Annotated in this window: 20 protein-coding genes and 1 pseudogene; all 21 read left to right on the forward strand. The window is 46.9% G+C overall.

Annotated elements, in window-relative coordinates; all coding sequences use genetic code 11:
* Window positions 1–145: 145 nt before the first annotated feature.
* Complete coding sequence (locus tag HNQ46_RS05410) at window positions 146–358, forward strand: DUF3791 domain-containing protein (protein ID WP_183683659.1); 213 nt, start codon at window positions 146–148, stop codon at window positions 356–358.
* Between the two features lie 27 nt (window positions 359–385).
* Complete coding sequence (locus tag HNQ46_RS05415; RefSeq protein ID WP_183683661.1) at window positions 386–607, forward strand: hypothetical protein; 222 nt, start codon at window positions 386–388, stop codon at window positions 605–607.
* A 111-nt stretch (window positions 608–718) separates the two neighbouring features.
* Window positions 719–1,951 carry an MFS transporter gene (locus tag HNQ46_RS05420; RefSeq protein ID WP_183683663.1) on the forward strand — a complete coding sequence of 411 codons (1,233 nt, stop codon included), beginning with the start codon at window positions 719–721 and terminating at the stop codon, window positions 1,949–1,951.
* A 207-nt stretch (window positions 1,952–2,158) separates the two neighbouring features.
* A complete protein-coding gene (locus HNQ46_RS05425; RefSeq protein WP_183683665.1) occupies window positions 2,159–3,475 on the forward strand; it encodes an amidohydrolase in 1,317 nt (438 codons plus the stop codon).
* Entirely contained in the window at window positions 3,475–4,659 is a 1,185-nt protein-coding gene (locus tag HNQ46_RS05430; RefSeq protein WP_183683667.1) for a BMP family ABC transporter substrate-binding protein, read from the forward strand. The genes HNQ46_RS05425 and HNQ46_RS05430 overlap by 1 nt, the downstream gene beginning before the upstream one ends.
* 137 nt (window positions 4,660–4,796) lie before the next feature.
* Complete coding sequence (locus HNQ46_RS05435; protein WP_183683669.1) at window positions 4,797–6,338, forward strand: ABC transporter ATP-binding protein; 1,542 nt, start codon at window positions 4,797–4,799, stop codon at window positions 6,336–6,338.
* Window positions 6,328–7,614: an ABC transporter permease gene (locus HNQ46_RS05440; protein WP_183683671.1), complete on the forward strand. Its 1,287-nt coding sequence runs from the start codon at window positions 6,328–6,330 to the stop codon at window positions 7,612–7,614. Before HNQ46_RS05435 ends, HNQ46_RS05440 begins: the two co-directional genes overlap by 11 nt.
* Entirely contained in the window at window positions 7,614–8,519 is a 906-nt protein-coding gene (locus tag HNQ46_RS05445) for an ABC transporter permease (RefSeq protein WP_183683673.1), read from the forward strand. The genes HNQ46_RS05440 and HNQ46_RS05445 overlap by 1 nt, the downstream gene beginning before the upstream one ends.
* A 1,258-nt stretch (window positions 8,520–9,777) precedes the next feature.
* Window positions 9,778–11,016, forward strand: a complete 1,239-nt coding sequence (locus HNQ46_RS05450; protein WP_183683675.1) for a CpaF family protein — start codon at window positions 9,778–9,780, stop codon at window positions 11,014–11,016.
* Between the two features lie 17 nt (window positions 11,017–11,033).
* Window positions 11,034–11,888: a type II secretion system F family protein gene (locus tag HNQ46_RS05455; protein WP_007158136.1), complete on the forward strand. Its 855-nt coding sequence runs from the start codon at window positions 11,034–11,036 to the stop codon at window positions 11,886–11,888.
* Window positions 11,889–11,898: 10 nt separating this feature from the next.
* Window positions 11,899–12,759: a type II secretion system F family protein gene (locus HNQ46_RS05460; protein WP_183683677.1), complete on the forward strand. Its 861-nt coding sequence runs from the start codon at window positions 11,899–11,901 to the stop codon at window positions 12,757–12,759.
* 135 nt (window positions 12,760–12,894) lie between these two features.
* Window positions 12,895–13,539 carry a prepilin peptidase gene (locus HNQ46_RS05465; RefSeq protein WP_183683679.1) on the forward strand — a complete coding sequence of 215 codons (645 nt, stop codon included), beginning with the start codon at window positions 12,895–12,897 and terminating at the stop codon, window positions 13,537–13,539.
* A gap of 13 nt (window positions 13,540–13,552) precedes the next feature.
* Window positions 13,553–15,229 (forward strand): WG repeat-containing protein, encoded by a 1,677-nt coding sequence (locus HNQ46_RS12225; protein ID WP_183683681.1) that lies wholly within the window; start codon window positions 13,553–13,555, stop codon window positions 15,227–15,229.
* 58 nt (window positions 15,230–15,287) lie between these two features.
* Entirely contained in the window at window positions 15,288–16,361 is a 1,074-nt protein-coding gene (locus tag HNQ46_RS05475) for a P-loop NTPase family protein (protein WP_183683683.1), read from the forward strand.
* A 120-nt stretch (window positions 16,362–16,481) separates the two neighbouring features.
* Window positions 16,482–17,348 (forward strand): leucine-rich repeat domain-containing protein, encoded by an 867-nt coding sequence (locus HNQ46_RS05480; RefSeq protein ID WP_183683685.1) that lies wholly within the window; start codon window positions 16,482–16,484, stop codon window positions 17,346–17,348.
* Between the two features lie 161 nt (window positions 17,349–17,509).
* Window positions 17,510–18,160 (forward strand): hypothetical protein, encoded by a 651-nt coding sequence (locus HNQ46_RS05485; RefSeq protein WP_183683687.1) that lies wholly within the window; start codon window positions 17,510–17,512, stop codon window positions 18,158–18,160.
* Window positions 18,161–18,171: 11 nt separating this feature from the next.
* Complete coding sequence (locus tag HNQ46_RS05490) at window positions 18,172–20,799, forward strand: hypothetical protein (protein ID WP_183683689.1); 2,628 nt, start codon at window positions 18,172–18,174, stop codon at window positions 20,797–20,799.
* Window positions 20,800–20,816: 17 nt separating this feature from the next.
* Window positions 20,817–21,410, forward strand: coding sequence for a TadE family protein (locus HNQ46_RS05495; RefSeq protein ID WP_183683691.1), 594 nt, complete (start codon window positions 20,817–20,819; stop codon window positions 21,408–21,410).
* Between the two features lie 18 nt (window positions 21,411–21,428).
* The gene (locus HNQ46_RS05500) at window positions 21,429–23,063 is read left to right on the forward strand and encodes a DUF6382 domain-containing protein (RefSeq protein ID WP_183683693.1); all 1,635 of its coding nucleotides are present in this window, start codon (window positions 21,429–21,431) and stop codon (window positions 23,061–23,063) included.
* 106 nt (window positions 23,064–23,169) lie between these two features.
* Window positions 23,170–23,391: a hypothetical protein gene (locus HNQ46_RS05505; RefSeq protein ID WP_007158123.1), complete on the forward strand. Its 222-nt coding sequence runs from the start codon at window positions 23,170–23,172 to the stop codon at window positions 23,389–23,391.
* 481 nt (window positions 23,392–23,872) lie between these two features.
* A pseudogene (locus HNQ46_RS05510) lies at window positions 23,873–24,666 on the forward strand (hypothetical protein); the annotation flags it as partial.

Here is a 24,666-nt window from a genome sequence, read left to right on the forward strand (position 1 = left end):
GAGACAAAATGGAAATAGCCTTTATAGGCGTACTTCGTATTGGTGCATTTCATAAATTGTGATATTATCATTTCATAAGAATGCAGTGTTAGAAACTAATTTTACTGCTATTTGGACGCTTAAGCATATAAGGAGTAACACTCTTATGATTAATGAAATATTATTTATGGAAATTAGATTATTAGGAGAGTTTTGTCAAAAATATAAAATGAGTCGGGCTGCTGCCAATGCCCTCTTCTCAAAATATAAAATTTGGCAATATATAGAGTCATGCTATGACATTTTCCATATCAATGGTGATGAGTACAATTTAGATGAAATTAGCACTGTTTTGAAGGCGAAAGGAGCGATTTTGTGAAGCTAAGCTTTCAGGAGGCAAGAAAATATGTCATTTGAAAAAATGAATATATGTGCAGACATGATACTCACGAATGCTATTGAGGATATGGCTGAGGAAGAGAATATCTCCATTGAAGAGTCGAGAAATCGGCTCTTAAGCTCCAATGCGTGCAAGTGTCTTTATAATTTTGATTCCGGATTGTGGAAGGAAGGATCCGACTATTTTCTGGACTACTATAGGAAATCCGAGCAAAAAGTAAGCGGCTAAACCATCATTTTCAAATCATCGCTTCCAAATCATAACTTTCCCTAAAATCGATTGCATAGAACATCGTTTCAGAGTATTCTTGAGCGGTATTGAATTTAAGGGGGAGAGAAGATGTTTTCTATACTGTTGCTCATGATTTATCTGGCATTTATTAGTCTTGGACTGCCGGATGCTTTGCTGGGCTCGGCCTGGCCGATCATGTATCAGGAATTTGCTGTTCCCGTATCCTATTCGGGAACAGTTTTTATGATTATTTGCGGAGGAACGATTCTCTCCAGCTTAAACAGTGAAAAATTGAATCGCCGCTTTGGAACCGGGAAAATTACGGCAATTTCGGTGTTTTTAACCGCCATTGCCTTATTCGGTTTTTCCATTAGCCATAGCTTCCTTATGCTCTGTCTTTTTGCCATTCCCTACGGTTTGGGAGCGGGTTCTGTGGATGCGGCCTTAAATCACTATGTGGCTTTGCACTATTCCAGCAGACACATGAGCTGGCTGCATTGTATGTGGGGCTTGGGCGCCTCCGTAGGTCCTTATATCATGGGCTTTGTTTTACAAAGAGGAGAGCCTTGGAATAGGGGCTATCTGATTGTTTCCATAATTCAGTTTATTCTGGCTATCATTCTTTTTTGCAGTCTCTCCTTATGGAAGAAAAATCCGGAGGAGCTAAAGGAAAATGGCTCAAATGCTCCCGTTGGGATGGAGGGAAAGGCTACCTCCGACGGGGCTGAAGCCCCCAAACAAAGAGCGCTTAGTCTTAAGGAGGTCTTTGCCATTCCCGGAGCCAAGGAAAGCTTGGCCAGCTTCTACGGCTACTGCGCCTTGGAGCAGACTGTGGGCTTATGGGCAGGCTCTTTCATGGTTCTTGCTCTGGGCATGGAGGAGAAATTAGCCGCCTCCTATGTGGCTTTATTCTATTTCGGTATTACCTTCGGCCGTTTTCTTTCCGGCTTTTTCACGATGAAATGGAAGGATGAGCAAATGGTGCTGGGGGGAAGCGCCATCGTCTTCTTCGGCATTTTCCTGCTCTTTACGCCCTGGAGTAAGGCTATGGTACTGCCGGCCTTAATTCTCATCGGCCTGGGCTGTGCCCCGGTCTATCCTTCCGTAATTCATTCCACTCCCTATAACTTTGGGGTGGAGCATTCCTCAGCCCTGATTGGAGCACAAATGGCCTCAGCCTATGTGGGAACCTTGATTATGCCTCCCCTCTTTGGGGTTCTGGGACGTAGCTTCAGCATGAAGCTCTTCCCCTATTACTCTATGATCCTTCTGCTTTTTATGGTTTTTACCTATAGAAGAATGCTTCAAGTCACCAAGAAGGCAAGGCGGGAGAAGCGATAAGGAGCTTTTTCTATAGCAGTCAGCCAAAGAACGAATACGGAAGATATTTACTTTTGCAACAAACTGCTGCGCCGAGGGAACGGCGACAGTGGGCCGGTATAGTAAAACAAAGCTACATATAAATCAAGGCTACATATAAAGCAAGACAATACAACAGCAAGACAGTACAACAGAAAGCCGATACCCTAAAGAAAGGATGGAAATCCTATGCAAAAAGTACATGAAGAACTGGAACGTATTTTGCCCAAGGCCATTGCCTTGGCGGAAGACATTTTCAAAAATCCGGAGCTGGGCTATAAGGAATTTCGGAGCCGAGAAAAGGTGGAAGAGGCCTTACAGGATGCGGAGATTCCCTTTATCGAGGTGGCTTACACAGGACTTATGGCGACTTTGGATTCCGGAAAGGAAGGTCCCTGCATCGGCTTAGTTGCAGAGTTTGATGCGGTGCCGGTTCTGGGGCATCCCTATGCCTCCAGCGACCAAAATGCCGCCCACGCCTGCGGCCACTATGCCCAGACCGGGGTGATGCTTGCCGTATTTTTGGCACTGAAGGAAGCCGGCGTGATGGAAAGGCTTACGGGAAAGGTGAAGCTCTTCTTTACTCCTGCGGAAGAATTCTGCGACATGGATTATCGAAGAAATCTCATCAGAGAGGGGAAGGTTTCCCATTCCTCCGGCAAGCAGGAAATGATTTCACTGGGACTTTTTGATGAATGTGCGGTGCTTCTGTCCTGCCACAGTATGGGGCTCATCGACACGGACTATCAGGCCGAGGTGGGGGCTTCCTTAAACGGCTTCTGCCAAAAGAAGGTCACTTTCCTGGGCACTGAGGCACATGCCGGGGCCAGCCCTCATTTGGGGGTAAATGCTCTTCATGCCATGACTTTAGCGATTTCCGCTATCAATGCCCTTCGGGAAAGCTTTCCGGAGGAGGATTGCATCCGGGTGCATTACATCGTAACCGAGGGAGGACAGACGGTGAATTCCGTTCCGGCCAGAACCAAGATGGAAATGTATATTCGAGGAAAGACGGTGGAGGCTATCCGAAGCACGGAGAAAAAGGTGGACCGGGCTTTACGGGGAGCGGCTCTGGCCATAAACTGCGACCTGGAAATCCAAAATACCCCGGGCTATTTTCCCCTGGAGCAGGATCCGGCACTTACGGAGCTGGTACGGAGCCAGATTCTTCGCTATATGCCGGAAAGCCGGATTGCAGAGGGAACCCACGGTACAGCCTCCGGGGATATGGGAGACCTGTCCATGCTCTTTCCCACGGTGGAAATCGGCATTTCCGGCTTCAAGGGACGGATTCACGGCCGGGACTTCGGCACGGAAAATGAAAGGGAGGCCTATCAGATTCCCGCCCACTATTTTGTGGATGCGGTCATGCGACTTTTGGAAAATGAGGGGGCGGAAGCTAAAAGAATCCAAGAGAGCTTTGTACCCAAATTCAAGAAGGAGAACTATCTGGCAGAGCTGGATAGACTTCATACAAGTTTATTTTACGAAAGGGAGAAGGAATAATGAGAAAAAAGAATTGGATTTTAGGACTGAGTGCAGTAGGTATGATGGCTGTTTTGGCAGCTTGCGGAGGCAATGCAAATGCTAAAGCCACCACATCCGCTACAGAGGCGGCGAAGGAGGGAACTACCCCGGCAGCTAAGGAGGAGAAGGCGGAAGGCAATAAGGAAAGTAACGGCAAGAAGCTGAAGGTCACTCTTTTGGTAACCGGTTCCTTCGGAGACAAGGCCTTTAACGATTCCGCTCAGGCAGGAATGAAGAAGATTCAGAAAGAGCTTTCCGACAAGGCGGAAGTGACCATGGTGGAAATGGGGAATGACAAGACCAAGTTTGAAGGGGCTATGCAGGATGCTTCCGAGTCCGATGCGGATTTGATTATTACCGGTCTTTGGGACATGAAGGAAATCACCGAGAAGATTGCTCAGGAATATCCGGAGAAGAAGTACATCCTTTTCGATACCGCTGTAGATTACACTGTGGGAGACCTTTCCAACGTATATTCCATGAGCTATAAGCAAAATGAGGGTGCCTTCCTGGCCGGTGTTTTGGCAGCAGGGGTAACCAAGTCCTCCATGCCTTATGCCAATGCGGATAATGTTATCGGTTTTGTAGGCGCAAAGGATACCGCTGCGGTCATCAATGACTCTGCAGTAGGATATATTCAGGGTGCAAAGTTTATGGATCCTGAGGTAAAGGTATTGGTTTCCTATGTAGGCTCCTATGTGGATTCCGCTACAGCAAAGGATCTGGCATTGACCCAATATGCCAACAATGCGGACACCGTTTTCGTAGCAGCAGGTCCTGCCAGTGTAGGGGTTATCGAGGCCGCGGCGGAAAGCAAGAAGTATGTCATCGGGGTAGACTCCGACCAGGCGGAAGCTTATGCCGGAAAGCCTGAGCAGGAATACATCATTTCCTCCGCCATCAAAAATGTGGGAGAGAGCCTGTATCTTTCCGTAGAAAAGGCGGCAGAGGACAAGCTTCCTTTCGGTGAGGCGGAGGTGCTGGGCCTTAAGGACGGCGTAGTCGGTATTGCGGAAAATGACATTTACAAGAAGGAAGTACCGGAAGACGTACAGAAGAAGGTAGAAGATGCTAAGCAGGATATCCTTGGCGGCAAGGTGACTGTAGACACTGCCTACGGTATGGAAGAAAGCAAGTTAAAGAGCATTATCAGCGGCGAATAAATCCCGACAAAATTTTCGCTTGCCCGGCAAGCTTTTCCGGAGCGTAGAGTTGGCAAAGGCTTTGCAAGCTTTTCTAAAGAAAGGCTAAGTGGAGAATCAGTTACAGCATAGAATCAGGAATATTAACAGGAGGAACTGTGGAAGTCATAGCAGGAAGAGGACTTTACCAGATCTATCCCGGTGGCGTTTTGGCCAATGAAGACGTGAATCTCTCCGTGGAAAAAGGAGAGATTCATGCTTTAGTAGGGGAAAATGGAGCAGGCAAGTCCACATTGATGAAGATGCTCTATGGAGAAATCGCCCCCACCAAGGGGAAAATACTGGTAAAGGGAGAGGAAGTGGAGTTTCATTCCTCCAAAGAAGCCATGGAAAAAGGTATCGGCATGGTACACCAGCATTTTATGCAGATTCCTTCCATGACGGTGGCGGAGAATCTGGTGCTGGGAACCGGCAAGTCTTTATTTGTTGACCGTAAAAAAGCGGTGGAGGAATGTAAGGCACTTTCCGAAAAATACGGTCTGCAAGTGGAGGCGGAAAAAAAGGTTTCCGACATCTCCATTGCCATGCGACAGAAGCTGGAAATATTAAAGGCGCTTTATAGAGGAGCGGAAATCTTTATTCTGGACGAGCCCACAGCGGTGCTGACGCCCCAGGAAACCGAGGAGCTTTTTGTGCAGCTTCGGAGCTTGCGGGAAAAGGGGCATACCATCCTCTTTATTTCCCATAAATTGCAGGAAGTAAAGGCTCTTTGCGACAGAATGACCATTCTTCGGGACGGAAAGACCATGGGAACCTATGGGGTGGAAAGCCTGTCGGAGGCGGACATTTCCCGACTGATGGTGGGAAGAGAAATTCGTCTGGACATCGAGAAAGAGCCATTTTCTCCGGGGAAAAAGGTATTTTCCGGGAAAAACATTTTCCTGCAGGGAGAGGGGGGAAAGGCGATTTTACAAAATCTGTCCTTCTCTCTTTCCGAGGGAGAAATTCTGGGGATTGCCGGTATTGACGGAAATGGACAAAATGAGCTTTGTCAGGTCTTGGTGGGAACGCTTTCGGCAAATGGAGCAGAGCTACAGCTTTTTTCCCAGGACTTTTCCGCATTTTCCGTACAGAAGCGACAGGACCTGGGAATTTCCTATGTGTCGGAGGATCGCTTCCTTTACGGCTCTGCGCCCAGGCTTAGCCTGGAGGAAAATGCCATTTCCCGAAGCTATAGGGAGAAGGCGCTTTTTTCCTTCGGACTTCTAAACAGCGGAAAGATTCAGGCCTTTACCAAGAAGGTGCTTTCGGCCTTTTCCGTAAAATACAAAAATACCAAGCAGGATGTGAAATCCCTTTCCGGCGGAAATGCCCAAAAGCTGATTTTCGGACGGGAATATGAGGCCAATCCCCATTTGTTCATCCTAAATCAGCCTACCAGGGGAATTGATGTGGGGGCCATTGCCTTTATCCGAAAGAAAATTTTGGATATGCGGAAGAATAAGAAGGCGGTGCTACTCATTTCCGCAGATCTTACGGAGCTTCTGTCCCTAAGTGACCATATCCTTGTGATGCATGAGGGGCGCTTTGTGGGCTATCTGGACAATGACGGCAGTCTGACGGAGGAGGAGCTGGGCTTATATATGCTGGGAGTTAAGGAAGACAGTCAGGAGAGAATAGGAGAGGCTTATGAGCAGTAAACAACAATTTCAGCTTTTTCGTTTTATTCTGGCACTGGGGATTTCCCTTGGCATTTCCATGCTGATTATCTTTTTGGTCAGTAAGGAGCCTTGGACAGCCATTTCTTATCTGCTCTTAGGCCCCTTTGGCAGTATGCGGCACTTTCTTTCCATCTTTGCCCAGGCCACCCCGCTGATTTTTACCGGGCTTGCCCTAAGCCTTTGTTTTAAATCGGGAAACTTTTCCATGATTACGGATGCCTGCCTCTATATTTCCGCGGTACTTACCGCGGCCTTGGCCATCCGCCTGAGCCTGCCCTTCCCTCTGCATCCTCTGGTGATTTTACTTTTGGCGGTAGTGATGGGAGGCATTATCGGAAGCCTGCCCGCATTGGCGAAGCTGTATTTTAAGGCCAATGAACTGGTTACTTCCTTGATGCTAAACTATGTCTTTTTCTATCTGGGACTCTTTACCATCAGTAAATACTTTGCGGATCGGGAGGCGGGAACCTTTGCTTCCTTAAAGTATGCCAAAACTGCGGTACTGCCGATTTTGGTGAAGGGCAGTAAGCTGCACCTGGGCTTTTTCCTGGCCCTGCTTTTGGCGGTACTTTTCAGCATTCTGCTGTACAAAACCCGCTTCGGCTATGAGCTTCGGCTTTCCGGAAGCAATCCTTCCTTTGCGAAAATGGTAGGCATTTCCTCCTCAAAGGTGATCCTCCTGACCCAGGTTCTGGCGGGAATGGTGGCCGGCCTTGGAGGGGCGGTGGAGCAAATGGGCATGTATCAGCGATTTAACTGGCAGGAGTCCCCCTCCTATGCCTGGGACGGGGTAATTATTGCCATTCTTTCCCGAAACAATCCGGCGCTGGTGCCCTTTTCCGCCCTCTTCCTGGCCTATATCCGTGTGGGAGCGGATATCATGTCCAGAAAGTCCGATGTGCAAAATGAATTGGTAGCCTTGATTCAGGCCTTACTGATTCTCTTCGTAACCGCGGAAGCCTTTCTTTCCGGCTGGGAGCATAGAAGAGAAGTGAAGGAATCCTTGGCGGCAGCGGATACCGCCCTGCCGGCGACAGAGCATAGGCCGGCGACCGCAAGCGCCGAGCCTGTAGCGACAAAAGCAGATTTGGTAGAAGCAACCGAGCCGGCAGCAACAAAAGCTGAATCAGCAGAAGCGAACGGGCTGGTAGCGGCAACAGCTGATTTGGTAGAAGCAAGCGGGGCGACAGCAGAGAAAAGTGATTCAGTGGATGCGGTTAAGACATTTCCGGAACCGGGAAAGGAGGAGGCATAATGGGAGAGATACTATCCATTTTGGGAAAGGAAGACTTTTACTTTGCCATGCTTCGTACTGCAACTCCGGTACTCCTTACTACCCTGGGAGCCATGACCGCCTCCCGGGCAGGAGTCAGCAACATTGCCTTAGAGGGCACCATGCTTTTTGCCGCCTTCTTCGGGGTGATTGTCAGTGCCTTTAGTCAAAGCGCTCTTTTGGGCTTTTTGGCGGCGGTGGGAATTGGGCTTTTCATTTCCCTGCTTTTGTCCTATTTTATTGTGGAGCTGCATTCCAATGGAATCCTTTCCGGTATCGCCTTAAATACCTTGGCTTCCGGAGGAACCATCTTTCTGTTGTTTTTGATTACCGGAGAAAAGGGAGCCTCCACTTCTTTGCACAGTTTAAAACTTCCTGCTTTAAATATCCCTTTGATAGAGAACATTCCCTTTGTGGGAAAGATTCTTTCCGGACAGCATATCTTGACCTACCTGAGCCTGCTTTTGGTTTTTGCGATTGCTACCCTCTTTAAGAAGAGTCGTCTGGGAATGGAAATCATCGCGGTGGGAGAGAATCCCGAAGCGGCGGAATCCCTGGGGATTTCCGTAAAACGAGTGAAGCGGACAGCACTTCTCATCAGCGGAGCCTTAACCGGTATGGCAGGAGCCTTCCTTTCCATGGGCTATGTGGGATTGTTTTCCGCAGGAATGACTGCGGGACGAGGCTATATTGCCTTGGCTACCCAGGCCATTGCCGGAGGAAATGCCTATTTGGCTTTTCTGGCCTCTCTGCTCTTCGGCTTCTGTCAAAGCATGGCTAACTACCTGCAAAACACCGGCGTACCACTACAGTTTATTCAGCTCATCCCTTACCTTAGTATTGTTGTAGCCTATTGCGCATATTGCAGGGCAAAGTTGAAACGATAAACTAAAAATAGAATGGGATTCATTTGATAAGGAACCTTATGAAGATAAGCAAACCCGGTCAGTAGGGACGCTTGAAAGGGGAGCTGTAAAAAACAAAATAAGAAAGAAGTTTCGGCAATATAGGTCTGAATGTGAGGTGGTCTGATCCCGGTACTTGCAGAAAGTCAGCGAAGGGAAGGACTGTAGAAACCAATAAGATGAAGCGAATGAAGCAGTATGGGTCTATTATAGGGGGGCTGAACCCGATACTAGCGAAAGACCTGTGAAGGAAAGGACTGTAGAAATCAATCTAGTGAAGCGACCGAAGCAGTATAGGCATGGAAGAGAGCAATCTGAGCCCGCCGGTATTTACGAAAACCCGAGAAGGAAAGGACTGTAGAAACCAATAAGATGAAGCGAATGAAGCAGTGTAGGTCTATAATAGGGGTAGTCTGAGCCTGTCGAAACTTACCGAAATCCGGCGAAGTGAAGGATTGTAGTAATCAAATATCTGAAGCGACCGAAGCAGTATAGGCATGGAAGAGAGCAATCTGAGCCCGCCGGTACTTGCGAAAAACAAAGGTACTGTAGTTTTTCGCTTAGTACCGCTGCAGGGCGAGGTTAGCGGGAGCGTGCTCGATTGCATGCCTATACTGCATCGGAGCGAGCCTCATCAATGAATACAGTCCTTCCCTTCGCAGGGCGAGGCTAGCGGGAGCGTGCCCCGATTACAGACCCATACTGCATCAGAGCGCATCGTCACATAGAATACAGTCCTTCCCTTCGCAGGGCGAAGTTAGCGGGAGCGTGCACTATTTCATACCTATACTGCTTCGGAGCGAGCCTTAAAAATCAAAAGAGAGACTATTTTTGTATAGTTTCTCTTTTTTTCTTGGCCAAATTTTAGAAAATCCATAGTATTTTTGTAGGATATTTACAAAAATAAGGGGGAAAAGAAGAAAAATAGGCAGGGATAAAAATTAAATTCAGATACAAATATACGTAAAATAATGATTTTCCATTAATTAAATTATTGAATAAATTAAATTTAAATTAATATAAAATAGAATTATATTGACAGGAAAGGCCAAACTAACTATTATTTATCTTGCAATTTCTTCTAATTTTATTATTTTAATAAAAAATTTAAAGGGTATAAATCGTGTTTAAGAAAGAAAAAATTGAATAAGGATATCTCGGGAAAAACCGGACCCTCTTTGGAAAAGGAAGGGGGTTGGGGGCGGTTTTGGCATTTTCGTAATGAGGGAAAGGAGTGTGCATGACCTACGCAGAGGAGCAAAGATTGGTAGAGGAGTTAAAATCCTTTATTTCTTCGAACTTTGTTTTAAGCCAGATTGAAGATGACGTGTTGGAGGAGAAGGTGAAGGAAGTGGTTGCCCAGAGAATCGGCAACTCTTACTGCTCCGTGGAGCAGAAGCTCTCCATCGTTCAGCAGGTTTACGGAGCCATCAGAGGCTTCGGCCTTTTGGATGCTATTTTAAAGGATGAAAGCATTACCGAGGTCATGATTAACGGCCCGGAAAACATTTTCATAGAGCAAAAGGGCCATCTGTTCCAGCTGGATCGACAGTTTGAAAGCGAGAAAAGGCTGGAGGATATTATCCAAAGAATCGTAGGATTGGCAGGACGGGAAGTAAACCAGGCAAATCCTATTTGTGATACCACCCTGCCGGACGGCTCCCGTGTCAACGTGGTGCTTCCTCCCATTGCCCTCTGCGGCCCCACCATTACCATCCGTAAGTTCTCCAAGGAGCCTATGACTATGGAGAAGCTGATTCGCTTCGGCTCCTTAACCAAGGAAATTGCGGAGAAGCTTCAGCTTTTGGTCAAGGCTCGTTACAACATCTTCGTCTGCGGCGGTACGGGTTCCGGAAAGACCACCTTCCTGAATGCCCTGTCCAACTATATTCCAAGAGATGAGCGTGTTATCACCGTAGAAGATACCGCAGAGTTACAGATTGAAAATGTAGACAACCTGGTACGTTTGGAAACCAGAAATGCCAACTCCGCCGGCGTGGGAGAGATTTCCATGACGGATTTGATTAAGTCCTCTCTTCGAATGAGACCGGACCGTATCGTAGTGGGAGAGGTTCGTGGTCGAGAGGCTTTAGATATGCTCCAGGCCATGAACACCGGACATGACGGTTCTCTCTCCACAGGACACGCCAACTCCACAAGGGATATGTTAAGCCGTTTGGAAACCATGGTGTTGCAGGGCGCGGCAAATGTGCCTTTGGAAGCCATTAAGCAGCAGATTGGTTCTGCGGTTGACATCATTATTCACCTGTCCCGTCTAAGAGACCGTTCCCGAAAGACCATGGAGATTACGGAGGTTTTAGGATTCCATAACGGGGAAATTCTTCTGAACCCCCTCTATGTTTTTGAGGAGGACGAAGAAAGTACCGTTACCAAGGTACACGGCGTTTTGAAGCGGACGGAAAATAAGATGCAGAAGGATTTTAAGCTCCGTCTGGCAGGAATCAACACGGTGATTTAAGAGTTTTGGAGGGACAAATGTTTTTTCGGAAAAAGAAGGAAAAGGAACCGGCAAGCTACCTTTCCCCCTTGGGAACGGAGCTGACCAATTACAACGTATATTATCTGAATTTCAGGGAAAAGCTTCAGGCCTTTGCCATAGCGCTGTTCATCGGCGGTGCGGTGAGTCTGGTGTTTTACGGCAATCAGTTTTTGGATGCCACAGGAAGAGCAACGAAGGCCACCATGTATGGCAATATCGTTATTTTCCTGCTGGTGGGAAGTCTCTGCGGCTTCTTCTTTCTTCCGATTCGGGCCGGTCAATGTAAGGAAAAACGGCTGAAGGAATTAGCCAGACAGTTCAGAGGCTTTTTGGAATCCTTGGCGGTGGCGCTGGCCAGCGGAATGAACATGCACGATTCTCTGGACAGCACCTATAAGGATATGGTGATGGAATTTGGAGAGGATGAAAAAATCACCAAGGAAACCGCGGAAATGATTTTGGGCTTGCGAAACAACTTAGCCATTGAGGACATGATGCTTTCTTTGGGAAAGCGCAGTGCCAACAAGGATATTGAGAACTTTGCCATCATTTTCAATGTAAGCTACCGGGCCGGCGGAAATATCAAGGAAATTGTGCGAAGAACCGCGGACATTATCGGAGAAAAGATGGAAATCAGTGAGGAAATCCAGACGGCGATTTCTTCCAACAAGATTCAGTTTACCGCCATGATGATTATTCCGGTGGTGCTTACGGGAATGCTTAGAGGCATGGGATCCAGCTTTAATCGAAGCTTTTCTACGCCCATCGGAATTGTTGCGGTGACCATCGCCATTGGCATCTTTGCGGGAGCTTATGTGATGGGACAGCGGATTATGCAGGTGGTGAAGTAAGAAGGGGAAAATGATGCGAAGCATAGCAATGATTTTAGGAACCATTCTGGCGATTTTGTTCCTGATTCAGCTTTTTCGGGGACAGAAGTACGAAGAGCTGGTGGAGGGCTTGGAAGAAAAGGATTTTCCGTTAAAGGATATCTATACCGTGGGCTTTTGCTGGGCGGAGCTACCGCCTCTTCGCTTGAGGGGCGTGCTTTTCGAGCGCCTGGAGCAAAATGCCAAGGTCTTATACGGGGAGATGTATGCGGAATACTATGCCAATGTGTATTACGCCATGGCCCTTAGCTTTTTCCACTTTATCTTATGCTTTGGCTGCCTTTTGGCAGGCTGGCAGGATAGCAGGAACTTCTTCTATCTGGGCATCTTTCTGGCGATTGTGGGCCTGATTTACGGTTGCGACTCCATGCGACAGAAGCTGGTAAAGAGAACGGAGAACTGCGAGACGGAGCTTCCGGAGGTAGTTTCCACCATGGCGATTCTGGTGAACTCCGGCATGATTCTTAGAGACGCCTGGAACATGGTGGGCGGCAGAGGGGAAGGGGATATCTACGCCCTGATGCGGGATGCCAGTGAGGATATTCGAAACGGCCATGCGGACAGTGAGGCCATAGCCAAGTTCGGAAGAGCCACCAATTCTCCGGAGATTATCAAGTTTACCAGTGCCTTAATGCAAAGTATGGGAAAGGGTGCAGGAGAGCTGCCGCTATTTTTGGCAAGACAGTCCAGTGACCTTTGGAATGAGAAAAAGCAAAGACTCTTACAAAAGGGAGAACAGGCTTCCGCCAAGCTCTTAATGCCCATCATGCTGATTTTCTTAGGCATTATTATCATTATTTTATCCTCCGCCTTTGCGGGAATTTCTCTGTAGGAGAAGCAACAGTAGAAGAAGCAATCGTAGAAGAGGCAATCGTAGAAGAGGCCACTGTCGAAAGAACAGCACTTTGGAAATTTGTAAGGAATAGAAACAATACAAAACCGGATATGGGAAAGGAATCAAAGGAAAATGATGCAAGGACTTATTAGCGGCGCTGTTTTCAGCATATGCAGCATTGCCGTGTATTTTCTCGTAATAAAGATATTTTTAAAGGGGCAGGCAAGGTCATCCTTCTTAAACCCCTATGCCGTGATTGGCACTTTGGCCTTTTTTTCCTTCCTGACAGGCTACTACGTACGACAAACGGCGGTGCATACTCTGGCCTTAGCCATGATTCTTTTTTGCTTCATGGTTTTGGAATGGGCGGGGCTGGTGGATGCCTATACCATGAAGATACCAAACCTCTGCACCATAGTGCTCCTTGCGGGCAGAATCCTCTTCATGATTCCGGAGCTTCTGTTTTACAAGGGGGACTTCCCCATGATTTTACTCAACAGCTTTGTACCTGCATTTATCGCTTTGATTTTATTGTGCCTCTTATATAAGATTTCCCGCTCCGGCTTGGGCATGGGAGACATTAAGATTTTTACCGGTCTGGCCTTTTTTACAGGGATGTACGGCTTTTGCGTGAGCTTACTTTTTTCCTTCCTGCTCTGCGCCCTGTGTTCCCTTCCGGTTTTACTGTTAAAGAAAAAGAACTTAAAGGACGCCCTTCCCTTGGGACCTTTTATCTACTTCGGTTTTGGCTTTGCAGCCATGCTTTCTCTGATATAGAAAGGAGCAGCTTGTGACACAGACACAGATGGGGGTTGCCTTTGCCCTGGTATTGATTACCGGTATGGGTTGGTATAGTAAGATTTCCGACCAGCAGAGACAGATAAAAAGGTATCAGCAGGAAGTGGCGGAAGCCGCGGACTTTGAGAAGAGAGGCCTGTACCAAAAGGCAGGAGAAAATTACAAAGAGGCCTTAGGCATTAAGAAGGAAGAAGCCATCTATGAAAAGATGATGGATGCCTACGAGAAAGCCTATGAGGAAAAGGAAGACCGCTACAAGGAATATATGGAGGCGGCAGAGATGGCTCAGGCGGCCTATCCGGAAAATCCGCATTTTGCTCTGGCGATTTCCCGACTGTACATTCAGAAAAACGACTATGCCAATGCCTTTTACTTTTTGGATAAGGCGAAAAAGGCAGGCTCCAAGGATAAGACCTTCCAAAAGGAATACCGGAAAATGCTCTATTCCTTCAAAACCTTGTATGGAAACTACAACAGCTATTATCCCCTTTCCAACGGCTTCTACGGGGTGAAAAACAAGGAGGGAGCAGGCTATATCCCGGCAGACGGGGAATCCTCCAACTCCTTAAAGCAGGAATTTGTAGGGCCCATCGGAGAGAAGGGATATCGTCTGCTGCGTAAGGACGGAAAAACCATTTTGATGGATAAAAATGAAGTGACCCAGGGTGTATTTTCCAATAAAAATCCCGAAGACATCGGCTACTATGCGGAGGACAGAATTCCCATCAAGGAAGAGGGAGAATACAGCTACTACAATGCCTTGGGAGACCGACTTTTCGGCGGATTCTCCGAAGCCAGCCGTTTCCAAAAAGGAAAGGCAGTGGTGAAAAAGGCTAAAAGGGTCTTCTTTATCGATTCGGAAGGCAAGGAGCTGGAGCTTAAGTATACGGTAAAGGATGAAAAGGGTAAGGAGAAAAAAGACGAAAACGGAAAGAAGATAGAACAAGAACGAAAGTTCGAAGCGGTGCAGATCAATCCGGACTACAGCTTTATTGCCCAGGGCTGCATCCTGGCCAAGGAGGACGGCGCCTACCATATCTACAATGAAAACTGGGAACAGATTTCGGACTTCTCCGCTGAGGAAGTGGACGGAATCGGAAAGGACGGCATCTTCGCCTTTTCCAAGAAGGGAAAATGGGGCTTTGCCAACCTGAAGGGAGAAGTGGTACTGGAGCCTAAGTACAAGGCGGCGAAGAGCTTCTCGGAAGGTCTTGCCGGCGTGATGGAGGACGACTACTGGGGCTTTATCAACTTAAAAGGAGAAATGGTCATTACCCCCCAGTTCTTCGGCGTGGATTACTTCAACAAAAAAGGCGTATGCATAGTGGAAACCACTCCGGAGGTATATCAGTTTATCAAACGAAATATCGTGAAGAAGGAAATCTTTACGGAAGACAGCAAGGACGCTACCAAAGAAGAGAAGGGCAAGGAAAAGGAAACAAAGCCCGAAGAAACAACGGAAGCGGCAACAGAAGCAATGACGGAAACAGCCACCGAAGCTCCGACAGAAGGAACAGAAGCAGCATCGGAAGCCCCGGCAGAAGGCGGGGAGGCAGCGCCGGAAGCAGTAGCGGAAGCCCCTGTAGAAGGGGGAGAAACGGCAGCGGCAGCTCCCCCGGAAGGGGAAGAAGCACCCCCTGCAGAAGGAGGGGCTCCGGCAGCAGGATAGGGCGCAGATGGAACGAAGATAGCAATCAATAAGCTGGAAAAGAGCAAAGGAGAAGGAAATGAAAATCAAATTAGCGATTTTGGAACAGGACAAGGAATACTTACAAAGAATCGTAACGGTGTTTAGCACCCGCTTTGGAGAAAAGTTTGAGCTGTATTCCTTTACCGACGAAGAACTGGCCTTAAAGACCGTTCGGGAGGTAAAGATGGATGTGCTGGTGGCGGATGCCTCCTTTGACATCAACACCGCCCTTCTTCCCAAGCAGTGCAGCTTTGCGTATTTCGTGGAGTCCGCGGAAATCGAAAGCTATAAGGACGAGGCGGCTATCTCCAAGTACCAGAAGGCGGATCTGATTTATAAGCAGATTTTAAGCCTCTATGCGGAGCGGATTCAGGGCATTACCGGTTTGAAAATCGGAGAGGATCCCTGTAAGGTCTTTGCCTTCGGCTCGGTAGCCGGAGGAACCGGGGCTTCCACCATGGCGGCAGCCTGTGCCTACCATTTTGCCCAGGCGGGACATCGGGTTTTGTACTTGAATATGGAGCGCTACGGCTCGGCGGATATCTTCTTCCATGCCGGAGGACAGCTGGACATGAGCGATGTGGTATTTGCCTTAAAGGAGCAGAAGGCCAACTTCCGCTTAAAGCTGGAAAGTGCGGTTCGCCAGGATCCAAGAGGGGTGTACTTCTTCTCCAAAGCCAAGATTGCCCTGGATATGATGGAGCTTTCCTTAGAGGAGAGACAGAAGTTGCTTCGGGAGCTAAAGCTTGGGGGCTCCTATGACATTATCATCCTGGACGGGGACTTCTCCATTGATGATGACAGCTTAGCGGTTTACCGGGGAGTGCACGGCATTGTCCTCACCGTAGACGGATCGGAAATCGGAAACGATAAGTTCCTAAGAATGCTACAGGCCTTGCAGATTAAGGAGGAAAATTCCCCCGTTCCCATCATGAAGAGAATGTACACCGTATATAACAAGTTCAGTAACAAAACCGGCCAGAGCCTTCCCAAAATCGGCATTCGAGAGCTGGGAGGGGTACCCAGATATGAACACGCCGGAACAGAGGCGCTGGTGGAGACCCTGGCGGAGAAGACCTTCTTCGAGGAATTATTAAAGGAAAATATTTAAGAGCGGAATACGTAGACGCTCGGAAATACATAGAAGTTCGGAAATACACAGAAGTTCATTGGCTTATTAAAGCAATAGAAGATCAAAAGCAAAAGAAAACAATCAGAAAGGGGAATAAAAATGAAGAGAAGAACACTGTTAGGTTTAGGAGTTCTGGCTTTGGCTTTGGGACTTACCGCCTGCAACGGAGGAAAAGAGAAGAGTGCTCAGGGAGACAGCAAGCAGGAGGCAGACAGCGGTAAGGGAAATGAGAAAGCCAATGCCAAACCAAATGAAGACTATTTTGAATGGATGGGAGAGGACTCCATTGCCAATCTGAATGAAGAGGGTGCCAAGCAGAAGGTGATTGTGATTCCCAAGCGGGCAAAGTCCTTTGACTCCGGTTTAGGACCGGATGATGATGTGCAGCTGGAAGAACTGTATTTTGAAAGCGATGATGATTTTCAGCTGGGCTACGGCCTTACTCTTTTGAAGAAGGTAAAGAAGATTGTGCTGCCGAAGAATCAGACCTCCGAGGTCGACGTACAGTCTGACCATAACCTGGAAAGTCTGGATATTCCGGCAGGGGTAACTAGCATTGCCGAGTTCGGTTTTAGGGACTGCACCAGCTTAAAGGAAGTGAATTTTCTGGGAGAACAGTTAAAGGTGATTCCGGACTCCGCCTTCCTAAACTGTTCCGCACTGGAGAAGATTAGCATCCCCAATTCCGTAGAAAGTATTGAAGAAGCGGCATTTCAGGATTGTAAGTCCCTGAAGGAAGTTCACATGCCCAAGAATTTAAAGGAAATCGGCAGCGGTGCCTTTGCCGCAGCTCCTGTGGATTCTTATTACTTCCCCAAGGAAATTGAGAATCTAAAGGTACTTCCGGATTCCTTTGCTTCCACCGGAAAGAGCAATTTCTATGTTGTGAAGGATTCCTGGCTGGACAAAAACTTTGAGGAGGTATTCGGAATCTTAGGAGAAAAGCAGTACTACGACGGAGAATAAAGCTTCCGTAGAAAGCAGTATTACGACGAAAAATAAAGCTTTCGCAGAAAAGCGTTATTACGAAGAAAAAAGCTTCAGTAGGAAAAGTGCTGAAGAGGGTGCTGAAGGGAAAAGCTTCGGTGCCAAAGGAAAAGGATTTTCTGTAAGGAAAAGGAGTCAAGATGAGAAAGGGATTTCGAGAGAAAGGGGAAGATGGCACCGTCATGATTGAATGGTCCATCGGAATGCTGCTGTGTATTCTGATACTGGTGTTCTTCATCGGTTTTAGTATGTACCTTTACCAAAATGTCATGTTCCATGTTACGGCCAATGAGGCCGCGCAGGTTGTGGCGGAGAATTACAAGTATGGATCTGCCAAGAAGGATTTGAATCTGGTGAGTGAAGAAGATATTACGAATATCGGTGTGTATCGCTATCTTTGGATTATGGGGAAAAAGCAAGATCGAATCGATGCGGCAAATTCCAGAGCCTCTAATTTTCTGAACAATCGTCTCACCAATGTGAGCCTGGCAAAGTCAAAGGGTGAGGTGGATATTAAGGTAGAACGTGCCAACGATGATATCGGAAGACATCATATCGAAATTACCATGCACAAGAACTATGGATTTTTATTTGGAGAGTTAATGCGTTTTATCGGCGTTTCCGAAACCAAGCAATTGGATGCGACGGTAGCCTGCAACGACTTTGACGCCTTGGATTATGTCCATTCCGTAAAGCTTGCAAAATATGCCAGTGAAAAGGTGAAGAGCTTTGCAACCGTATTGGAAACGGTGGACAAGGTGGTTAAAGGCCTTAACAAGTTTTTTTCATAGGGGAGAAGAATATGAAAGCATGGTTTAAAGAAAAAAGAAAAGCAATAAGACATTTTCTGAAAAGAAAAGTCAACGGAACGAAGGGCATGCTATCCATCTTTTTAGCCCTAGTGGTTTCTCCGCTATTGATGTCCACCTTTATTTTCATAGAGTACGCAAGAATCCAGAGTATTCAGGAACTAATGAAGGAGGTCATGGGAAGCTCCCTCTATTCTACCTTGGGTCACTATGATGATTATGTGGAAGAGCGTTTTGACTTACTTTCCATTTCGCAAAAGGATGATGTCAATACCACTTACCAGGGCTATATGAAGGCCAATATGAATGCTTTGGGTAAGGGGGCAAGCATACAGAGTATGGAGGCTTCCGGACAGCATAGTCTTGGTAGCGCCTCCATCCTGAAGCAGCAGATTTATGAGGCCAGTGAATATACGGTTATGGCACAGGCCATGTGGGACGGTTTTGACCTGGATCGTATTAAGAAGAAGCTGGACGGTCTTCCCGGAATGAAGCAGTTGAACGCCGGAGCGGAAGTGGCAAACAAGGCGGTAGGCTATGCCAATGACACCAAGGATATGATTAACAGTGTCAAGGATTTTCAGGAGAAGGCGAAGGACTTCAAGGAGAAATGTCAGAATTACAAAACAAAATATCAAGCCTTTCAAACGGCGATGCAAACCGTTGAATCCATCAGAAACAGCGGGCAGGAGGAAGGTCTTCCCGCCGCAGAGGCGGCTGCGGATGCAGCGGCCAGAGAGCTGGCTACCGCGACGAAGGAGCTTAGCACCAGTCTTGGAAACCTTTATGATGCCTCCAAGGATTTAAAGGAGAAGATGGAAAAGGTGAAAAAAGACCTTAGTGAAGTGAAGGAGGCAACGAAGAAAAAGAAAGAGGAAAGCAAAGAGGCGGCAACGGAGAGCGCAGCTTCCACCGGTACAGAGATTGCTACCATTCCTGCAGCAGGCAACGGTACCGGTACAGAGGTAGCCACAGTACCGGCGAATGGCAGCACGGAGGTGGCAACAACAGGAACTGCCGCAGATGGGGAAATTCCTGATGGAGAAGGGGCGGAAACCATAGGAACGGATGCCTATAAGTGGTTTGAAGAAATGCATAAGGCCACGGAAAATTTTGCCAATAAACAGATTCAAAAAGGAATCGATGCCATTGTAGAGGCAGAAAAAACAAGCTTAAACAATCAAGCCACTGCCCTGAGCTCCTTCACCGCTTCCGGTCATTCCATGGCGGATTTATCCTCAGCTCCATTGGGAAAGATAGAAATGAAGGGCTTTAAGGAGGACGTGGCTAAGTATGTGGATGAGCTGGTAGATATTTTAGATAAATCAGCGACTGCGGACCAAGATGGTATCAAGGAAGTTATTGCCGTCGGAAGATTGGCACAAAAGCTGATGGATATGAAGATTTTTTATGACAACAGTTTGGACTCCAATATTAATCCGGCTTTATTAGCGCATACCAGCTCCTTTGATACCTCAACCCTCTTAACGGCTTCCGGATTTGCAGGGATGTTACAGGACGCGATAGATTTTGCGGATGCCTGCTACGGAATTCCGAATGTTTTCAAAATGATCACAAAATTGGCCAGCTTCTTGATTAATCTGGCAAAGTTTTTAGCGGGGTTGGTAACCTGGATGGCAGAGCACTTTATCAATCTGGCGAAGTTCCTGGTGAACTACCAAGAGTATTATCACGCCTTCCTTTTATATGGCTACGCGGCATACAACCTGCCGAATCGAACGACCTATAAGAAGGGCTCCACTTTAACCGGATATAGCTTCCAAAAGGTATTTAGCCTGGCAGGAGGATCGGATAAGGGCGGAAAAGGGGGTGCCATGAGCGACATCGCCTCTTTAGGGAATAATTCCGGATCGGATCCGATGTTTAAGGGTGCGGAACTGGAATATATGCTTACCGGTGCAAACTCCGAGTACACTGCCCAGGCCGGTGCCTTCTTTGACGGCTATATGCTTCGCCTGATGGTGGATTGCTATGCGGTATTTAACTCGGATATCCTGAAGGCACTTTCCGGTTTGGGACCGGTACGAATTGTAGCCACCGTCATCTTCCTCTTACTGGAACCCTTCCTGGATATGGTGATTTTGGTAAATGGAGGAACCCAGGTGCTTTTCAAGACCACGGCGTACCTTTCCACTAAGGGATTACCCCATCTGGCACAAGACATGGCCGGAATCCTGGATCTGAGTGATGAACAGAAATCAACCTTAGGCGGGATGTTTGAAAGGGAGCGAGGGGGAGGTAGCTCCACCGGCACGGAAGTAGCCGTGTACCATGATGATCCTGCCAAGCATGGAGGACAGGACGGCTCGGGAAAAACCAATGATAAAAACGAGATGGGTTATTTCCCGCTGGACTACACTGCCCACGGCGCTATTTTGATGATTTTATGCACCCCCTACGACCAGTATACAGACCGGATGCAGAACCTCATTCAGCTGGAAGCCAAGGAAAAGCACAAGAAGGACTTTGATTTCGACATCAATAAGGCCTACACCAGTGTACATTCCGACAACAAATACAAGCTGAACATATTTATGAATTTATCTCCTACGCTTACCGGAGGCTTCCCATACGAAAAGCAAAAGGATTTGGCGTATTAAAGGAGAAGGGAGTAAAGATGAAACGAGAGAATACGGAAAAAGGCTCGGTAACCATAGAAGCAGCCATCATTCTTCCTATCTTTTGCGCTTTGTTTATGGCATTAAACGGATTCTTCTTTGTGTTTAACGCCCAAAACCAAATCGCACACGCACTGGTACAATCCGCAACCAGCCTGGGCATGGATTCCTATGCCAACAATCAGATTGCCTCGGGCCTGGACGGAGCCAACGGCTTCTGGGGAAGCCTTAGCGACCTCATTCAAGACGGCTACAGAAGATTCTTTTCCAGCAAATACTTTTCCAGCCCCAACGACTGGTATGCCGGAAAAAAGAAAGGCATGGGTGCCGCCCTGGGTATGGGAAATGATGATGCCAAAAGACGTTTTGTAGCCTACCTGACCGGAGACACCAGTGACTCCAAGGCAAATCAAAAACTGAAATCCTTCGGGGTAGAGAGAGGCTTGGACGGCATGAACTTCAAGGTCGAAAGTTCGGGAGGAGATGTTACCCTTACCGTCACATATAAAATGGGTGTCTGGTTTGATATGTTCGGAAAGAAAAAGATGGATATTACCCAGAGTGCCAAAGCCAAAATGTGGGGAGAAAAGTAAGCAAAAAGGAGCAAATGTATGAAAGAATTCAAATACGAAAACCAAGGAGCCAGCAGTTTTCTGGTTTATCAGCTCAAGGAAGAGGATGTGCTGGACAATATCAGTCTGAATATGCTTACCAGCAACAAGGCCAAGGGACTGGCCTCTACCAACTATATGCAGATGGATACACAGCGTTTTATCCGCTATACCATTACCGGAAAGATTACGGCAAACCAGTTCTTTGCCCGGCCGGTAACGAAGCAAAGCTTTATGGGGATTTTCAAGGGGATTACGGAGGCCATGGTATCCGCAGAGGAATATATGCTGGATCCGGCCTGCATCCTCTTGGATTTGAACCAGATTTATACCGACGTATCCACCGGGGAGACGGAGTGCATCTGTCTTCCGGTGGAAAATGAGAAAGAGCAGAAGGATCAGAGAGAATTCCTGAAGTCTGTAATGTTCCAGGCACAGTTTGAGAATCCGGAGGAGGGAAGCTATGTCACCAGAATCCTGAATTACTTAAACAGCATTCCGGTATTTTCTTCACTGGATTTCTTGAACCTGTTGACAGAGATGGAAAGGGAAGGGAAGAAGGATAGAACACCCCTTGCTCCGGCAGCGAAGGAAAGCCTGCAGCAGGGCGTAGCCGAAATCGGAAATGCCGTTGCAAATTCTTCCGTAGGGGGTATGGCGGCAAGCTTTTTCGAGCAATCCTCTCTATCCTCTGTAGGAGCTCTTAAGCAGGAAAATGCAGTGGAGGAAGCTATTCCGGATATTCCTGTACCGGATGATATTCCCAAGGAAGAAAGAATCTCTCTTTTCTACCTCTTACAGCATTACAACAACAACAGAGCCAAGGAATATATGGCACAGCAGAAACAGCTGAAGGCAAGAAAAGAGGCCTTAAAGAAGATTGAGCTGGCGAAGAAGGGCGGAAAGAAAAAATCCGCTGCCTCCTTCAATCTTCCCGGAGGAAAGGCGAAGACCGCTTCTGCTGCTCCGAAGGCGAAAAAACCGTCTTCCGGAGGATTTTCCTTCCAGGTTCCCGGAAAGGAGTCCGGAAAAGACAAGCCGGGGGAGGATCTGTCCGGGATAAAAAGCTTGCCCAATGCCCCGATAAATAGCCAAGGAAATTTCGCAGGAAATCCCAAAGTCAGCGCTCCGGTCGGTGCCGGGATGAATATCCCGAAGAGCAATCCTTCGGCAGCGAAGGGAAATCTTCAGCCGGCCAAGCCAAGCCCCCTGTTTTCTAATCAGCAAGAAGCTGTGGGAAATGGAGGAAGAAACTTCGGAGACACTACGGTTTTGCATAGTGGCTTTCGAGGAGAGGAAACCTCGGTATTAAACTATACCAAGGCACCGGACACACCGAAGCAGCCCTATCTACTCCGGATTAAGAACGGAGAGAGGATTCCTATTACAGGCAACATTTTCCGTTTGGGAAAAGAAGAAAAATTTGTGGATTATGTGATACATGACAATGAGGCAATCAGTAGAAGTCATGCCAACATTATCAGCAGAAACGGACAGTATTTTCTGCAAGACAACAATTCCACAAACCATAGCTTCCTAAACGGACAGCAATGCGTAAGCAATGTGGAGCTTCCTTTACAGGACAAGGCAAGCATTCGTCTGGGGAACGAAGAGTTCCAGTTCCTCTTGCTTTAAGAGTAAGTCGTTCATGGTAGTAGCCTTAGGTTACTTTCAAAATAAATATCAAACAATAACACACAAGAGCACCGAATCGGTGTCTCACTGAGAGAAAGGAGTCTTTATGACCAGACTTGATGACATGATTTTAGCAACAAAAATTCGCGGAGAGAAGGCTTTAGATCGCTTCTTCCATGAGGAGAACGGAGACACAAACTTCATCTCTATGCTGATTCTTATTGCAGTAGCTGTATTCTTAGCAAGTGCATTTAAGACAGTAGGAAAGAACATTCTTGAGTTAGTAGGCCAGAAGGTAACTACCTTCATCAACAGCACAGCTAACTAAGCCGAACGAAAAATTGAATATGGGGTGCAATAAGAAAGATTACGAAGCTTAGAATCGAAAGGGCAAAGCTCTTAGTTCAGGCGTAGTAAAGCTTAAGGCACCAATCAGGGAGAAGACACAGCAGGATGAGTAAGCATCTGCTTTAAAAGAGTCTTGTTGGAAAATGTGTCTTTCTCCCATCAGGGAAAGGCTACTACCATGAAATTTTAACCTTTCCCTGAAACTATATAAAGAAATAAGCGTAGAAATAAGTGCAACAATATGTATAGAGATATGTATAGAAATAAATATAAAAATAAGTTTAAGAGTAAATATAAAAACAAGTATGGAAATAAGTATGAAAATAAGTATGGAAACAGAATCATTATAGATTGTGATTGAGTTTTATAGTTTGTTGTAGAAAGAAGTAAAAGATTCTCCTAGAGAGAAAAATATAGTGTAAAAATACATTGGAAAATAACAGGGAAAAAGGATAATCAAGATGAGAAGAAAAAACATGCTGGCTTTAGGACTGAGTGCAGTACTTTGCGCAGGGATTTTTGCCCCTGCAAGCTATGCGGATAGTATAGATACGAAGGATTCTTACGTACCGGAGGTAGAAACAAGCTCTGAAAAAAATAGCTTTGAAACAGCAGGAACTGTAGAAGGATTAGACGATTTTCCGGAAGAGACTGCTGTGGAAGGAAAAACTGCATCTATAGAGGAAGAAGTGTCGACTACTGATACAGAAGACCCCGAGGAGCTTGCTGAGCGAAAGAGTGAGTCTACAGAGGACTCTACAGAAGGCTCTACAGAAGATATAAGAGGAACAGATTCTGCTCCGATAACCTCCGGATATTCAGGGTTTAGAAGTGCTGCAGTGACGAGATCTCTAGACAATAAGATTATAATGGTGACTGTATCATTTGAAGATTGGGACTTTCCCGCAAGAGATCATATGAAAGTGCTTCGGGATAAAAAAGTAAACGTAAGAGGTGTCGTTTTAAGAGGAAATGAGCCTGGAGTCATCCATAATCCAAGCCCGGATCTTTATAAAATTCTCCCTGAGAGGGAAGTTGAAAAGAAAGTAAATGGTCAGTGGGTACCGTACAATCTCGACTACTTTACCCCGGGGGAGTATCACTATGTATATACACTTGCTGCAGGAAAGAAGAGCCAATTTTATATTTTACCAATAGCAGAACAGGATGGAGATGGTATATTTGCTTATACAAGTGTTTCTATGCATGAAAAGTATTTTCATCAGAAAGGGGAACATGCATACTATCAGGATAA

The sequence above is a fragment of the Oribacterium sinus genome, assembly GCF_014202695.1.
Taxonomy (GTDB): Bacteria; Bacillota; Clostridia; order Lachnospirales; family Lachnospiraceae; genus Oribacterium; species Oribacterium sinus.